Here is a 15,154-nt window from a genome sequence, read left to right on the forward strand (position 1 = left end):
AAGCCTCAGCCGCGCAAGCGCATCAGCCGTCGACCGAGCCGCCAGCCAAAGCGCAGAGCTGGATCGGATCAAGGATATGGATCTCCTTGCCCTCGGCGGCAATCAATTCATTCTGCTGGAACCGGGTAAACACCCGGGACACGGTTTCCACCGCCAGGCCCAGGTAGTTGCCGATTTCGTTGCGCGACATGCTCAAGCGAAACTGATTGGCCGAAAACCCACCGGCACGGAAGCGCGCCGAGAGGTTGACCAGGAACGTCGCAATGCGCTCATCGGCGGTCTTCTTCGAGAGCAACAGCATCATTTGCTGGTCGTCGCGGATCTCCCGGCTCATCACCCGCATCAACTGGCGGCGCAGCTGCGGCAGCTGTATGGCCAGTTCATCCAGGCGATCGAAGGGGATTTCGCACACGGAAGTGGTTTCCAGCGCCTGGGCCGAGACCGGATGGCTTTCGGTGTCCATGCCGGACAGGCCCACCAGTTCACTGGGCAGGTGGAACCCGGTGAGCTGTTCTTCGCCACCGTCGCTCAGGTTGAACGTCTTCAGGGCGCCCGAGCGCACGGCGTAGACCGAGTCGAAGGCATCGCCCTGGCGGAACAGGAACTCGCCTTTTTTCAAGGGACGTCCCCGCTTGACGATGTCGTCCAGCGCGTCCATGTCCTCCAGATTCAGCGAAAGTGGCAGACAGAGAGGGGCCAGGCTGCAATCCTTGCAATGAGCCTGGTTATGAGCGCGCGATTTGACTGGCTCGGACATTTCTTAAATCCTTGTGGGAAAAACACACATTAGACGTAAGGGTAACCCAGCGCACACACTCCGGCCAGTGCAGCGTTACCGTCAAATTGTCGCGCTCAGATGACTCGGGAAAAACGCTGCCGGTTTTGCTGCTCCAGATAGGCATCGAACACCATGCAGATCGAGCGCACCAGCAGGCGCCCGGCAGGCAAGACCTGGAGATGCGTGTCCGTCAATTCGATCAGGCCATCGTCGGCCATGACCTGCAACTGCGGCCATGACGATGCAAAATAGTCACGGAAATCGATGTTGAAGCGTTGCTCGATTTCGGCGAACGCCAGGATGAAGTGGCAGATCAGTTGCTGGATCACCGCTCGACGCGCTCGGTCGTCGGCGTTGCACACCAGCCCGCGACTGGTTGCCAGTTGCCCATCGGCCAATGTGTTCTGGTAATGGTTCAGGTCGCTGCTGTTTTGGCAGTACAGGTCGCCGACCTGGCTGATGGCCGACACCCCTAGGCCGATCAGATCGCAGTGGCCATGGGTGGTGTAGCCCTGGAAGTTACGCTGCAATGTCGCCTCTTCCTGAGCGATCGCCAGTTCGTCGTCGGGCAGGGCAAAGTGGTCCATGCCGATGTAGCGGTATCCGGCGGTGGTCAGTTGTTCAACGGTGCCTTGCAGCATGGCGAGTTTCTGCTCGGGGTTTGGCAGGTCCAGGCTGTTGATGCGCCGCTGGGGCATGAAGCGTTCCGGCAGGTGGGCGTAATTGAACACCGAGAGGCGGTCCGGTTGCAGGTTGATGACTTCCTCGACGGTGCGCGCGAAATTGTCCGGGGTCTGCTTGGGCAGGCCGTAGATGAGGTCGATGTTGATCGAGCGAAACTGCAAGGTCCGCGCCGCTTCGATCACGGCACGGGTTTCTTCCAGGCTTTGCAGGCGATTGACGGCGCGCTGGACGGCCGGGTCGAGGTCTTGCAGGCCGACGCTGACCCGGTTGAAACCCAATTCCCGCAACAGGCCCATGGTCGACCAGTCGGCTTCGCGAGGGTCGATCTCGATGCTGTAGTCGCCGGAATCGTCGTCCATCAGGTTCAAGTGCTGGCGCAGCTTGGCCATCAACTGGCGCAGCTCGTCGTGACTGAGGAACGTCGGGGTGCCACCGCCCAAATGCAGTTGTTCGACGCGCTGGGCGGGGTCGAGATGGCAGCCGATCAGCTGGATTTCCTGCTCCAGGCGTTGCAGGTAGGCGTGGGCGCGACCGCGGTCCTTGGTGATGACCTTGTTGCAGGCGCAGTAGTAGCAGATGTTCGCGCAAAACGGCACGTGCACATACAGCGATAGCGGCTTGAGCGCCTTGCGGCTGTCGCGCAGGGCGTGAAGCAGGTCGAACGAGCTCACCTGGCTGCCGAACTGTGCCGCGGTCGGGTACGAGGTGTAGCGTGGTCCCGCCAGGTCGTAGCGGCGGATCAGGTCTGAGTCCCAACGAATGGCGTCGAGCATGCGGGCGTTCCCCGGATAGGCTGGCATGGTCGGGAGTCTATGGGGGCGTGGGAAGGGGGGTGTTGATTTACGTCAACGGCGCATCAGCAGTCGTCGAGGGGCGACGTCTGTCCAGACCACTCAAGACCCGTGGCGAGGGAGCTTGCTCCCGCTCGGCTGCACAGCAGACGCAATATCAGCTAGATGCGTTCTGCCTGAAGATCGTAGGGGCCTGCTTTGCAGGCCAGCGGGAGCAAGCTCCCTCGCCACGGGGGCTGTTGCGGTGGTTGAGTTCATTCTCTCTGAATGGCTGGCGAAGATGGCGATTCGCTCAGTGCCCCATGAGCCAATGCTGATGCGGCCCTGGCAGCGTCCAGATACCGAAGACAATCACCAACAATCCCCCGGCCATGCGTACGCTGCGTTTGCGCAGCAGCGCGGTGACGCGCTCGGCCGCCAGGCCGGTGGCGAGCAGCACCGGCCAGGTGCCGAGGCCGAAGGCGAGCATCAACAGCGCACTGTCCAGCGCATTGCCCTGGCTGGCGGACCACAGCAGGGTGCTGTAGACCAATCCGCACGGCAACCAGCCCCATAATGCGCCGAGCAGCAAGGCCCGAGGCACGCTCGACACTGGCAGCAAGCGGTTGGCGACAGGCTGGATATGTCGCCACAAACCACGACCGATACTTTCGATGCGGGTCAGGCCGCTCCACCATCCGGCGAGGTACAGGCCCATGGCGATCAGCAGCAAACCGGCCAGCACGCGCATGATCATCGCCGCCGGGCTGTTGGCGACGGCCCAGCCGGCCAGGCCGATCAGCAAGCCAGCGGTGGCGTAGCTCAGGATCCGTCCGAGGTTGTACGCCAGCAACAGCCGAAAGCGGCGGCTGCGTTGGTCCTTGGGAATCGCCAGGGTGAGGGCGCCCATCAGGCCGCCACACATGCCCAGGCAATGGCCGCCGCCCAATAGACCCAGGATGACGGCTGAAACCAGCAGCGGTGCCAGGTCAAGCATGGGGCGGCGCCTTGTCGTCCGGTTTCTGGACCTCGCCGCTGGCTTCGTCCACTGCCGCCTTGTGGTTCGGGTCCTGGTCGTCGAACAGGATGCTGTGGGCCGGACCATCAAGGTCGTCGTACTGTCCGCTGTCCACGGCCCAGAAAAAAATGTACACGGCGATGGCCACGATCAGCAGCGCGGCCGGGATCATTACGTAGAGAGCTGGCATGTCGGAACTCCATGCCCGCGCGGCTCAGGCCGGCAGCGGGCGGGTATCGGGCGTGGCGTCGAGCGCCTGCGGTTGACGGGTCAGCCTCAGCGCATTCAGCACCACGGTCAGCGAACTGATGGACATGCCGACCGCGGCCCACACCGGCGTGATCCAGCCGAGGGCGGCGAACGGCAACATGAGCCCATTGTACAGCCCTGCCCAGACCAGGTTCTCGATGATCACCCTACGGGTGCGCCGGGCCAGGCTGAAGGCATGGATCAAGGCATCGAGGCGATTGGACAGCAGCACCGCGTCGGCGCTGGTCTTGGCCAGGTCGGTGGCCGAACCCATGGCGACGCTGATGTCCGCCGCCGCCAATACCGGCACGTCGTTCACACCATCGCCGAGCATCAGCACCTTGCGGCCTTGCTGATGCAATTGTTGGAGCACTGCCAGCTTGTCGTCCGGACGCAAGCCGCCGCGGGCTTCATCGATGCCCAGTTCGGCGGCGACGCTGGCAACCATCGGCGAGCTGTCGCCGGACAGCAGCAGTGTCCGCCAGCCCCGCGCCTTGCAGGCGGCCAGCAGCGCCGGGGCATCCGTGCGCAAACGATCGTCGAGGACAAACCAGGCCAGGGGGCCGACATCATCCCCCAACAGCAGCCATTGCCCGGGTTCGTCCGGCATCAACGGTACCGCGGCGCCACTCGGTTCGCAGACGAACACTGGATGGCCGATGCGCAGTCTCTGCTCGCCCACTGAACCCTCCAGGCCCAGGCCCGGGAAGCTTTGGACGTGCTCGGCGGCCAGCGGGGCGCGACCGAAGGCACGGGCAATAGGATGTTCCGAGCGATTTTCCAACGCCGCGGCCAAGGCCAGGCACTGGTCGCTGTCGAGTGCGGCGAGCGGTCGAATGGCGCGCAACGCCAGGCGGCCTTCGGTCAGGGTCCCGGTCTTGTCGAAAATCACCGTGTCGATCTGGTTCAGGCCCTCCAGCACATGACCTCGGGTCAACAGCAGTCCGAGTTTGTGCAAGGTCCCAGTGGCGGCGGTCAGGGCAGTCGGCGTCGCCAGCGAGAGCGCGCAAGGGCAGGTGGCGACCAGCATTGCCAAGACGATCCAGAAGGCGCGGGATGCGTCCAGGTACCACCACAGCAGGCCGATGGCGACTGCGGCAATCAAGGAAAACAGCAGGAACCATTGGGCTGCGCGGTCGGCGATTTCCGCCAGTCGTGGCTTTTCGGCCTGGGCCCGTTCCAGCAGCCGCACGATGGCTGACAGCCGGGTGTCATGGCCCAGCGCTTGCACTTCGACGGTCAGGGCGCCGTCGACATTCAGCGTACCCGCAGTGACCGCGTCGCCGACCTGGCGGGGTTGTGGCAAGTATTCGCCGGTCAGCAGCGATTCATCGACGCTGGACTGGCCGTCGAGAATTCGGCCGTCGGCCGGCAGGATCGCGCCGGGCTGGACCAATACCCGGTCGCCCGTGCGCAGTTCGCTGAGCAGGATGCGCTCGCTCTGGCCGTGATCATCCAGGCGCAGGCACGAGGCGGGCAGCAGGTTGACCAATTGCGCGGTGGCGGCAGCGGTGCGTTCCCGGGCCCGCCGTTCAAGGTAGCGGCCGGCCAGCAGGAACAGGGCGAACATGCCGACGGCATCGAAGTACAACTCGCCGGCGCCGGTGATGGACGTCCAGATTCCGGCGATGTAGGCACTGCCAATGGCCAGGGACACCGAAACGTCCATGGTCAGGTGGCGGGTGCGCAGGTCGCGCATGGCGCCTTTGAAAAACGGTGCGCAGCTGTAGAACACGATCGGCGTCGTCAGGAACAGCGCGACCCAGCGCAGGATGGTGTGCATCTCAGGGCTCAGGTCGATGTTGAATTCCGGCCAGGTGGCCATGGTCGCCATCATCGCCTGGAACCACAACAACCCCGCCACCCCTAATTGGCGCAGGGCCAGGCGGTTCTGCGCAGCGAGCTGTTCGCTGGCCTGATCGGCCTGGTAGGGGTGCGCGGCGTAGCCGATCTGGCGCAGTTCGGCGAGCAATGTGCTCAGCGGCAATTGAGCATCGGCCCAGCGGACGTGCAGGCGATGGTTGGACAGGTTCAGCCGCGCCTCGGCCACGGCCGGCAAGGTGCGCAGGTGTTTTTCGATCAGCCAGCCGCAGGCCGCGCAACTGATGCCTTCCATGAGCAGGGTGGTCTCGGACAGGTCGCCTTCATGGCGGACGAACGATTGCTGCACGTCCGGGCGATCGTACAGTGCCAGCTCATCGGTCAACTGGACGGGCAAGGTCTCGGGGTTGGCCGACGCTTCACTGCGATGTAGGTAGTAACTTTCCAACCCGCCGGCGACGATCGCCTCGGCTACCGCCTGGCAGCCCGGGCAGCACAGCTCGCGGGTCTCGCCGAGGACAACGGCGGTGAAGCGGCTGCCGGGAGGGACGGGCAGGGCGCAGTGGTAGCAGGGTTGTGGGGTGGTCATGGTTGTCGGGTGAAGGCCTTTTGTGGCGAGGGAGCTTGCTCCCGCTCGGCTGCGCAGCAGTCGTGTTTCAATACGTAATATGCCCGAGGAATGTCGGATCAAAAACAGGGCCGCTTCGCGACCCAGCGGGAGCAAGCTCCCTCGCCACAAAAGCATCTTATTTCTTCAGGTCTTCAGCGCCTTGCAGCGGCTCATCGCCCAGCAGGATGTCCTGGTTGTGATTGACCTGCTCTTCTTCGAACAGCCGCCAGGTCTTGTCGTTCTCCACACCGAGCAATTCGACAAAGCGCCGACCTTCGATCTTGTCCGCCAACTGGCCAACATAGCGCCCCGGTTCGCTGTCGTTGCGGGTCAGGACAATCTTGCGGTCCTTCTCCGGCTGCGTCGGCGAGATCAGGCTCAGTTCCACGGTTTGGGGCCGGCTGTTGCCGTTCAGGCGCAGGTTGACTTCACCGGTAAGGTCGTCCAATTGCACATTGGCATGCAATTGCAGGGTCTGGGCCAGCAGTTCGCGCTCCAGCGAGCGATTGATGCCTTTGCCAGCCTCGTAATAGTTGTCGTTGACCAAGTTGTCCGGATTCTTCACCGCAATGGTCACCATGGTCAGGCTCAGCGTTACCGAGCAGGCGAGGATCCCGATGATGATCCACGGCCAGAGGTGCTTGTACCAAGGGCTGGTGGCGGTTGCTGCAGGCATGGGCATTTCTCTCAACGAGTCTGTGGGCCGATGAACCGGCTCTTGGCTTCAACATGGACGCTGTCGTCATCGGCATCCTTGAGGATGAACGTCACCTCGTTGGTGCTCGACGGCAGTTGTTCCGGTGCGCTGGACAGTTCAACCGGCTGGCTGTAGATCTCGCCTGCGGCAACCTTGATTTCGCGACGGCCTTGCAGCTTGAGATCAGGCAAGCCGGCGGCTTCCAACACGTACGTATGGTCGCGTTGGTCCTTGTTCATGATCTTCAGGCTGTAGACGTTCTCGATCCGGCCTTCGGCGTTTTCTCGATACAGCACGCGGTCCTTGCTGACGTCGAAACCCACCAGCGAACGCATGAAGAACGCCGTGACCAGCAGGCTGATCATCGCCAGCAGCACCAAGGCATAACCGATCAGGCGCGGGCGCAGTTTATGGGTTTTCTGCCCCGAAAGGTTGTGTTCGGTGGTGTAGCTGATCAGGCCACGCGGATAGTCCATCTTGTCCATGATGTTGTCGCAGGCATCGATACAGGCTGCACAACCGATGCATTCGATCTGCAAGCCGTCGCGGATGTCGATGCCGGTGGGGCAGACCTGGACGCACATCGTGCAGTCGATACAGTCGCCGAGGCCCAGGGCCTTGTAGTCGATACCTTTCTTGCGCGGGCCACGGCTTTCACCGCGACGTGGGTCATAGGAAACGATCAGGGTGTCCTTGTCGAACATCACGCTCTGGAAGCGGGCGTAAGGGCACATGTAGATGCACACTTGTTCACGCAGCCAGCCGGCATTGCCGTAGGTGGCGAGGGTGAAGAAACCGACCCAGAAATACGACCAGCCATCGGCCTGGCCGGTAAAGAACTCGAAGACCAGCTCGCGGATCGGCGTGAAATAGCCGACGAAGGTCATGCCGGTGACGAAACCGATCAGCAGCCAGAGGCTGTGCTTGGCGAATTTGCGCAAAAATTTGTTGGCGCTCATGGGCGCCTTGTCGAGCTTGATGCGCTGGTTGCGGTCGCCCTCGGTGACCTTTTCGCACCACATGTAGATCCAGGTCCAGACGCTTTGCGGGCAGGTGTAGCCGCACCAGACCCGACCGGCATACACCGTGATGAAAAACAGGCCGAAGGCGGCGATGATCAACATCCCCGACAGCAGGATGAAATCCTGGGGCCAGAAGGTGGCGCCGAAAATAAAGAATTTGCGTTCCGGCAGGTTCCACCAGACAGCCTGGTGACCGCCCCAATTCAACCAGACCGTGCCGAAATACAGCAGGAACAGGAAGGCTCCGCCAACCATTCGCAGGTTGCGGAACAGGCCCGTGAAGGCGCGGGTGTAGATTTTTTCCCGAGAGGCATACAGGTCGACGCTTTTGTTGGCGTCCTTGGCAGGCGGGGTAACGTCATGTACCGGAATCTGGTTGCTCATCAAATGCATCCCACGGCAGTGGAAAAACGCCGAGGCCAGTACGTGCCGGCTACGGTCAGAAAGGGTGTTGCAGTGGCGCAATGATACGCCTGTCGCTCTAGGTCAAGGGTGCGACCTTTGGTCGCGTTGGGTGTCTGGGCCGAATGGTGTAGCGGATGTAACAAGTCATGACCTGGATCAATTGACTATAGACAGGGTATGGCGTTGGCAGAGATTGGATGGGGGTGGCTTCGCCGCCCAGCGAGAGCAAGCCCCCTCGCCACGGGACTTTCCGTTTTGGATCAAACGTTGTGGTATTGGCTCATTCTTCCTCGTCCAGGTCATCTTCATGGATCAGGCCTTGGACGAAACGGAGGAAATTGGAACAAACAGGTCTCTCGGAGTGAGTCTGGTTCTCTTCAGGGCTCCGGCCGCTATCAAAGCTATCAGTTGTGAAATAGCTAACGGCTTCGGTATCAAGGTTCAGGCAAAAGAAGTTGCCACCCCAGTCATTTGCGAAAGGTAATAAATTCGCAGGAAGTAGCTGTTTCTTCAGCATTAGCTGGTAGGTGGATAACACCGTGGAATCACTACCAGCAATTGGCTTGAAGGCAGCCACTTCCAATGGCTCGTCGAAATCGTCGCCGAGCCAGTAGGTGCGCTCCGGTACGCCACCGTTGTACTTGAGGTAATGGCTCCGAAAGGGAGCCGGTAGACGCTTGCCAATGATAGATTCCAAACGATCCAGGTCCATAGAGGTAACGGCCGTTTCAGGGTCTGGAAATTTATTTTCAAGCATCACTGCCCTCCGGAGATTCATCCTCTACGCGTTAACTTTGTAGCGGAGAAGTCAACGCGATACTTTTCCAGCTCGCCTTTCGTTTTTTTTCCAAGAGCGAGGCTAAAGCGTCACCCTCAGGCAGCCCTTTCTTCGGCAGCTTGAAGGGAACCAGAACGTAGAGCTTTACCGAGTCCTCATGGTGTTCATCCACGGGTTCTTCGGTGGTGTTCCAAATTTTGTCCACGACCAACAGCGCGTCGGTATCGCTCGGCCAGCTGAGCTGGGCGAAGTCTTTATCTATTCTTGAAATGATCTGGCCTTCCGACAAGGGGCCGTTATCGAACGTGTGGCGAGCGAGCAGGGACAGCAACTCAACCGGGAAAACCCAAGGACTGTGCGGGGGAAAACCTTGCTGCGTGAGAGGCCAGTCACCGGGCAAACATACGAATAATTCGGTATGAGGGCTTTTGGCAAAAAGTCCGATGGTGAAGAGTAACTTGAACTTGTTCTTACCCTCGATGCAGCTGATACGCAGCTCCAGCCCCGCTTCATTACTGAAGGGACTTAGCTGCGCGGGTAAAACCCAACCTGCTGTGTTGTGCACGAAAGTGGCTATAGGTCCGCCGAATTCTTCGGCCGGGTTCTCAATAACGTCCATGATACTGACCGCCCCGGCTTTTCTTAAGACGGCCGCAATGTCTGTAAATCCCCACGTATTGGCGATGTCCAACGGCGCGTTATTCAGCCGGGTGTGCAGTCGATTGATGTCGGCATGGTGTTCTATAAGAAGATTGACGATGTGCTGGTGCCCGGAGGTGATCGCGTCAATCAGCGGGGTGGTTATGCTGTCAGGCCAACCGTCCACCAAGGCACCTGCCTCCAGAAACCATTGGCATGTTTGTAGATGTCCGTTGCCGGCGGCGGCGGCAAGGGGGGTGCTGTTACCAGAACTCGGGGCAGGCTGGTCCAGTGCAATACCTAAAGCCACCAATAAGCGGCAAACTTCGGTTTGACCCTGTTCGGCAGCCATGTGCAGCAACGTCTCCTGCCCCTCAAGGCCATACAGGGGTAGGTGCAATAGAGCGGGATTTTCCTCCAGGCGCTTTTTTAGCGAGGCTTCATTTCCCGAGGCGATGTCGGCATGAATGGCGGATAAAGCCTTGATGTTCTTTTCATAAATTTCTTCTGGGTTGGTCATTTAAAAAATTCCTTTTGCCATTTGATCACCCATTTTTTTCAATGCGTTTTCGACACTGGCCGTCCCACCGATGTCCGCTTTCTGAAGAATTTCATAAACTTTTTTCGCGCTGGCTACCGAGTGATTTCCCCCACCATTTTGGGCCCAAGTGAAGTTGCGCGGATCGTCGTTCAGGCCGATTTTGTGTTTGGTCAGAATTTTTTGCGAGTCGGTAATGTATTTTCGATTTTGCGCTCTCCAGCTTTTCGGAGCTTTTTCGCGGACGATATGATGGTAATGCGGCTTCACCATACCCTTAGGCGCAGGCCCCATCGCTCTCTTCTGTGAGGCGCTGAGTCGACAAACTTCCCAACCCCACGGATCCACCCACCCAATAGGATTCGGTGCGTATTGATAGAGGTTGAACCCACCTGCCAAGCCAATCGGATCCGGCGTAGTAAACCGCCCCACATCCGGATCATAAAACCTGAACGTATTAAAATGCAGCCCCGTTTCCCGATCCAGGTATTGCCCCTGGAACCGCAAATTCTGCTCTTCGATGTAGTACGGCTCGCGCACCTCTTCCAGCGTGTTGCCCCATACCCGATACGCAGCCTGCCAAACGTTGTGCCCGTCGGCTTCGGTGAGTTGCTCCGGCAGGCCGTTGAGGTCGTTGTGGTAGTAGCGGATCTTTTGCAGCGGGCCGCTCCCGTCGATGCGGGCCAGGGGTTCGTAGTCGTCGTCTTCGTAGAGGTACAGGCTGGTTTGCTGGTGGCGATGTTCCTGCAACAGGCGCAGGCCGTCCCAGGTGAAGCGGGTTTCACCCAGCGGGTAACCTTTGTTGTCCTGCTCGGTCTTGGCGATGCGCCGGCCGAGCGGGTCGTAGGCCATGTTTACCACGCTGCCGTCGTCGTTGCGCACTTCGATCAAGCGGCTTTCGGCGTCGTAGGCGAAGCGCTGCACGCCGCGTTTGGCGCTGCGCTTTTCGATCATCCGGCCAAAGGCGTCGTAGCGGTAGCGCTTGTCCTGGTAGGTCAGCAGTTTGTTGTGCACCACCAGTCCGGCGCCTGGGGTGGGGCCGTCCAGCAGGTTGGCGGCGGCGTCGTAGCTGAAGGTTTCGCGCTGGCCGTGCAGGCTGTCCTGGCTGGCGATGATGCGGCCGGTGGCGTCGTAGTGCAGCAATTGGCGCTGTTGCGCGGCGGGTTGCTGGTCGAGCTTGCCGATGAGGTTGTCGGCGGGGTCGTACTCGAAGTGTTTTTGTACCGCCGCCGGCAGCAGCGAGGGTTGGCCGCTGTGGCGGCGTTGTCGCGTGCGCAGGCGGCCGCTGCGGTCGTATTCGCTGCGGGTGCTGATCTGGCCTTGGGTGCGTAGCACTTCGCGGTGCAGGCGGTCGCGTTCGAAGTCGCTGATGACCTGGCCGTCGAGGTTGATCTGGTGCAGGTGGCCGCTGCCGTAGTACAGGCGGTTGACCCAGCGGCCATCGGGCAGTTGGGTCTGGATCAGGTTGCCGAGTTCGTCGTAGTGGTGTTGCAGGCTGCCGGCGGCGCCGTTTTCGGCGAGCAGCTGGCCGAGGGCGTCGTAGGTAAAGCTCAGGGTTTGCGCGTTGCCTTGCAGGTCGGTGAAGGTGACGGCGGTGAGTTGGTCCAGCGGGTCGTAGCGGTATTCGGTGCGGCCGTCGTCGGTGACTTTGGCGATCAGGCGGCCCACGGCATCGCGTTCCAGGCAATGGACGATGGGCGCCGGCGGTATTTCGGGAATGAGCGCCAGGCCCGTGCCGTACGGTGCAGGCATCGCCGTCACTGCCGCGACGTTGTCGAGGCGGTCGTAGTCGTAGCGTTTGGCGCTGCCATCCAGGTCTTGTTGCTCGCTCAACCGATCCCCAGCGTCCCAGGCAAATCGGTAGCTCTCGCCATTCTCGTTGACCAGCGCTTGCAGCCGGCCGAAGCTGTCGTAGGCGAACTGCACTTGCCGGCCCTGGGCGTCGGTGCGTAGGCGGACCTGGCCGCGGCGGTTGTGCTGGTAGTGCGTGGTGTGCCCGGCCGGGTCGGTGTAGCCGGTGAGCTGGCCGGCGCTGTCGCGCTGATAATGCTCGGTGCGGCCGTCCGGCAATTGGCTGCCCAGCAGCCGGCCTTGGGCGTCGTAGCTGAATTGGGTGCGCTCGCCGAGGGCGTCAGTGATGGTTTGCAGGTAACCGCGCGCGTCATAACTAAAGCGTGTCGGGTAACCCGAGCAATCAACGTGTTCGACCAGTTGGCCGAACGGGCTCCAGCGCAGCTTCTTGCTTTTGCCGGTCGCATCGATGATTTCTACCACCTGGCCGTGGGCGTCGTAGCGGTAGCGGGTGCGATGGCCCAGCGGGTCGGTTTGCGCCGTGCAGTTGCCGCGTTGATCGTAGCTGTACGTCCAGCTATTGCCGGCGGCATCAGTGTCCACCAGCGGCAGGGCCCAATGTTCGAGCCAGAGGGTGGACTCGCTGCGGCCCAACGGGTCGGTTTCGCTGATCAGGTTGCCGGCGTCGTCGTAGCTGAATGAGTACTGGCCGCCTTGTGGATCGGTAGCACTGAGCAACTGGCGCTCATCGTTCCATTCGAACAGCCACGTCTGGCCGAGGTTGTCGCTGAACCGGACGATCTGGTGCTGGCTGTTCCAGTGCCGGATGCTGACGCGTTGCAGGCTATCGCTGATGCGGGTGATACCCGCCTTGAGGTCATAGTCGAATTGGTAGGCGTCGCCCTCATCGGTCCAGTGCCGGACTACGCGCCATTCCTGGTCCTCGATCAAGGCCCATTCGTAGAAGCAGCGCAGGCCGGTGGGCAGTTGGTGCTCGACCATCCGCCGTCCAGCGTCATAGCTGAAGCGCCGTTGCATCTGGTTGCCAGCGTCGCGTACTTCGGCGAGATTGCCCGATGCGTCGTAGGCGTAGCTGACCAGCACTTCCCGCGATTGATCAGGGTAGAGCCGTTGAATCTGGCTGACGCGTTCGCCTTCTCGAATCAGCTCGACCTGCACCAGATCGAAGGTGTCGCGCAGCCGCACCAGGCGTCCGCCCTCGTCATAGTCGAGGTGGATACGGTTGTCGTTGCGGTCGCCCAGTTGGCTCAAGCGCAAGTGGGATGGGTTGGCCGGCGTGGGTTCGAACAAACGGTACAGGCCGTCATCGCTCTCGATCAGCAATTGCCCACTTGTATGGCGGCGCACCGCCAGGCCTTCGCCGGCACTGAATACGGTGCCGCCCAACGGGATGGAGCCCATGTCGATGGGGCGCGCCTGTTCGTCGGTGTAGACCAGGGTTTCGCCGCCGTCGGGGTGGGGCAGGATGTCGACCCGTACCTCATAGGTCACGCTCCAGCCGGCACCGAACAGGCTGTCGCGACGCTCGTCACGGCTGTTGTAGAAGCGTTGCCAGTCGATCGGCAGGATGCCGGGCAAGACGAAGTCCAGCTCTTCACCACCGCCAAGCACCTTGGCACCCGTGGCCGCGTGCACCGGGTTCGACGAACCCATGGCCGCATTGGCCGCTGCGTTCGCCGCCCTGCTGGCGGCCATGGATGCCGCGCCGCCCACCAGCATGCACGGCAGCTTGCTGAAGAATTTGCCCTTGCCGCCCTTGAGCATCAACAGGGCCGTGACCGCCAAGCCAACACCCGGGGTCTTGCCGCTGCGGATCTCGCGCACCACCACCGAACCGCCGCCAATGGTCACGTTGGGTGAAATCAGCCCGGCCGACACCACCGTTGCATCGCAGGTGCTGCGGTCGCCGCTGCGCACGGCGGGCTGGCCGTTGATGGTGACCTTGTCCGAACCTTCGGCCATGAACTGCGGTGGCATCGGCGGATGCTTCATGCAGATGACCAGGTCCTCCGGCTTGGGCACGGCGCCGGGGGCGGGCGTGGCGACGGTGGGGCGCCACATTTGCGAGAAGAACTCCCCGGCCATGTCCAGGTAGCTGGGTTCTTCTTCAGGCTCGGGCGCTTCAAGCTCGGTGCCGGCCGGGGCGACGTGGGACGGAATCGCCCCGGCGGCGCGGGCTGCGGGGATGTTATTGGTGAGGGTGTCAGTGGAGCCGGTGAGGATGTTGGCCTGGACCGTGGGCGGAAAGAGGGCGTTGCCGATGCCCTCGCATATATTGCTCAACCCTTTGTCGGCCCCGGTCTTGCTCATGGCAAGCCCGACCACCGTTCCCACCACCAGTCCGAGCACGAAGCAGCCCAGGCCGCCGGTGACCACGGTAATGCCCGTGGCCGCGACCACCGCGGCGGTCGCCACGGCAGTAATCGCAATGTTCGCCGCCACCTCCAGCACGCCGCCAAGGACGTCGGCCATCATCGAGGTGTGGTTGAGTGCATCGCCCAGGCGGGCAGCCCAGAGCGCGTCAGACATGCGCGAATCCCGGGCTCATGCTTGTGTGCTGGAGTGGTTCGATGCGTTTCATTGCGCCTGTCTCCCTGGCGGTAAGTTACGGGTCCGTCGTGATATCAGCTTGACCAAGGGTTGAGCAATGCCACGCCGCTGCTCTGGAAATCCGTCACGTTGCGCGTCACCACGGTCAGCCCGTGGACCAGCGCGGTGGCGGCAATCAACGCATCGCATTCGTTGCTGCGGTCGGGAACATGAAGACGCGCGCAGCGAAGCGCCACGGCGCGGTCGACGGCGAGAATCCTGCCGGCAAACGTAGGCATGACATGGTTGTCCAGCCACGCACGCAGGCGACTGCCTTGCACCGAATCCTTGCGCTCGAAGCGCAAGACGCCGGTTTCCAGTTCCAGTACGGTAATCGCCGAGACGTAGAGGCTGGGGGCGGGCACGCTGCGCGCCCAGGCCTGCACGTTTTTATCGGCTTGGGGTTTGCGCAGCTCCGAGATGACATTGGTATCGAGTAGAAACATTCAGGACAGGTCCACCGAGCGGGGCGTAATGACGGCACGCTCGGTATCGAAGTCGATATCCGGCGCATCGGGCATGACCAGCAACTCGACAATGCTGGCGCCAACGCCGGTCAGTTTCTGGTACTCCTCAATGCTTAGCAGCACATGGGCTGGCTTGCCACGGTCGGTGATGATGACCGGCCCTTCACGGGTGGCTTTTTTGGCACCACTTGTGTCGTGGTTGAATTCGCGGCTGGAAATAGTGGTGACGGACATGCTGGCGTCCCCCAAGAAAATCGAATGTAGGCACGTTACTACT

12 protein-coding genes are annotated in these 15,154 nt (G+C 61.4%); all 12 read right to left on the reverse strand.

The window, feature by feature from the left end:
* Window positions 1–22: 22 nt before the first annotated feature.
* The 12 genes from fnr to KSS97_RS09920 all read right to left on the reverse strand — a co-directional run bounded on the left by fnr (window position 23) and on the right by KSS97_RS09920 (window position 15,111).
* The gene (gene fnr, locus KSS97_RS09865) at window positions 23–757 is read right to left on the reverse strand and encodes a fumarate/nitrate reduction transcriptional regulator Fnr (RefSeq protein WP_217861546.1); all 735 of its coding nucleotides are present in this window, start codon (window positions 755–757) and stop codon (window positions 23–25) included.
* Between the two features lie 95 nt (window positions 758–852).
* Window positions 853–2,235: an oxygen-independent coproporphyrinogen III oxidase gene (hemN, locus tag KSS97_RS09870; protein WP_030140893.1), complete on the reverse strand. Its 1,383-nt coding sequence runs from the start codon at window positions 2,233–2,235 to the stop codon at window positions 853–855.
* Between the two features lie 310 nt (window positions 2,236–2,545).
* Window positions 2,546–3,229 carry a sulfite exporter TauE/SafE family protein gene (locus tag KSS97_RS09875; RefSeq protein ID WP_030140894.1) on the reverse strand — a complete coding sequence of 228 codons (684 nt, stop codon included), beginning with the start codon at window positions 3,227–3,229 and terminating at the stop codon, window positions 2,546–2,548.
* Window positions 3,222–3,440 carry a cbb3-type cytochrome oxidase assembly protein CcoS gene (ccoS, locus tag KSS97_RS09880; RefSeq protein ID WP_030140895.1) on the reverse strand — a complete coding sequence of 73 codons (219 nt, stop codon included), beginning with the start codon at window positions 3,438–3,440 and terminating at the stop codon, window positions 3,222–3,224. The genes KSS97_RS09875 and ccoS overlap by 8 nt, the downstream gene beginning before the upstream one ends.
* A gap of 24 nt (window positions 3,441–3,464) precedes the next feature.
* On the reverse strand, window positions 3,465–5,909 hold the full coding sequence (locus KSS97_RS09885; RefSeq protein WP_217861547.1) for a heavy metal translocating P-type ATPase: 2,445 nt from the start codon (window positions 5,907–5,909) through the stop codon (window positions 3,465–3,467).
* Window positions 5,910–6,066: 157 nt separating this feature from the next.
* Window positions 6,067–6,606: a FixH family protein gene (locus KSS97_RS09890; RefSeq protein WP_030140897.1), complete on the reverse strand. Its 540-nt coding sequence runs from the start codon at window positions 6,604–6,606 to the stop codon at window positions 6,067–6,069.
* An 11-nt stretch (window positions 6,607–6,617) separates the two neighbouring features.
* Window positions 6,618–8,033, reverse strand: coding sequence for a cytochrome c oxidase accessory protein CcoG (gene ccoG, locus KSS97_RS09895; protein WP_030140898.1), 1,416 nt, complete (start codon window positions 8,031–8,033; stop codon window positions 6,618–6,620).
* Between the two features lie 301 nt (window positions 8,034–8,334).
* Window positions 8,335–8,811, reverse strand: a complete 477-nt coding sequence (locus KSS97_RS09900; protein WP_198797758.1) for an SMI1/KNR4 family protein — start codon at window positions 8,809–8,811, stop codon at window positions 8,335–8,337.
* 31 nt (window positions 8,812–8,842) lie between these two features.
* Window positions 8,843–9,991, reverse strand: a complete 1,149-nt coding sequence (locus KSS97_RS09905) for an ankyrin repeat domain-containing protein (RefSeq protein ID WP_217861548.1) — start codon at window positions 9,989–9,991, stop codon at window positions 8,843–8,845.
* Complete coding sequence (locus tag KSS97_RS09910; RefSeq protein WP_217861549.1) at window positions 9,992–14,350, reverse strand: RHS repeat-associated core domain-containing protein; 4,359 nt, start codon at window positions 14,348–14,350, stop codon at window positions 9,992–9,994.
* Window positions 14,351–14,445: 95 nt separating this feature from the next.
* Window positions 14,446–14,856, reverse strand: coding sequence for a type II toxin-antitoxin system VapC family toxin (locus KSS97_RS09915; RefSeq protein ID WP_217861550.1), 411 nt, complete (start codon window positions 14,854–14,856; stop codon window positions 14,446–14,448).
* Complete coding sequence (locus KSS97_RS09920; RefSeq protein ID WP_181286928.1) at window positions 14,857–15,111, reverse strand: type II toxin-antitoxin system Phd/YefM family antitoxin; 255 nt, start codon at window positions 15,109–15,111, stop codon at window positions 14,857–14,859.
* Window positions 15,112–15,154 lie beyond the last annotated feature (43 nt).

Origin of the sequence: Pseudomonas alvandae, assembly GCF_019141525.1 — a bacterium.
Lineage (GTDB): Bacteria > Pseudomonadota > Gammaproteobacteria > Pseudomonadales > Pseudomonadaceae > Aquipseudomonas > Aquipseudomonas alvandae.

What these genes read in the sequence shown, in the direction of transcription:
- fnr (WP_217861546.1), bottom strand. Translation starts at nt 757, where the DNA reads ATGTCCGAGCCAGTCAAATCGCGCGCTCATAACCAGGCTCATTGCAAG.
- hemN (WP_030140893.1), bottom strand. Translation starts at nt 2,235, where the DNA reads ATGCTCGACGCCATTCGTTGGGACTCAGACCTGATCCGCCGCTACGAC.
- KSS97_RS09875 (WP_030140894.1), bottom strand. Translation starts at nt 3,229, where the DNA reads ATGCTTGACCTGGCACCGCTGCTGGTTTCAGCCGTCATCCTGGGTCTA.
- ccoS (WP_030140895.1), bottom strand. Translation starts at nt 3,440, where the DNA reads ATGCCAGCTCTCTACGTAATGATCCCGGCCGCGCTGCTGATCGTGGCC.
- KSS97_RS09885 (WP_217861547.1), bottom strand. Translation starts at nt 5,909, where the DNA reads ATGACCACCCCACAACCCTGCTACCACTGCGCCCTGCCCGTCCCTCCC.
- KSS97_RS09890 (WP_030140897.1), bottom strand. Translation starts at nt 6,606, where the DNA reads ATGCCTGCAGCAACCGCCACCAGCCCTTGGTACAAGCACCTCTGGCCG.
- ccoG (WP_030140898.1), bottom strand. Translation starts at nt 8,033, where the DNA reads ATGAGCAACCAGATTCCGGTACATGACGTTACCCCGCCTGCCAAGGAC.
- KSS97_RS09900 (WP_198797758.1), bottom strand. Translation starts at nt 8,811, where the DNA reads ATGCTTGAAAATAAATTTCCAGACCCTGAAACGGCCGTTACCTCTATG.
- KSS97_RS09905 (WP_217861548.1), bottom strand. Translation starts at nt 9,991, where the DNA reads ATGACCAACCCAGAAGAAATTTATGAAAAGAACATCAAGGCTTTATCC.
- KSS97_RS09910 (WP_217861549.1), bottom strand. Translation starts at nt 14,350, where the DNA reads ATGTCTGACGCGCTCTGGGCTGCCCGCCTGGGCGATGCACTCAACCAC.
- KSS97_RS09915 (WP_217861550.1), bottom strand. Translation starts at nt 14,856, where the DNA reads ATGTTTCTACTCGATACCAATGTCATCTCGGAGCTGCGCAAACCCCAA.
- KSS97_RS09920 (WP_181286928.1), bottom strand. Translation starts at nt 15,111, where the DNA reads ATGTCCGTCACCACTATTTCCAGCCGCGAATTCAACCACGACACAAGT.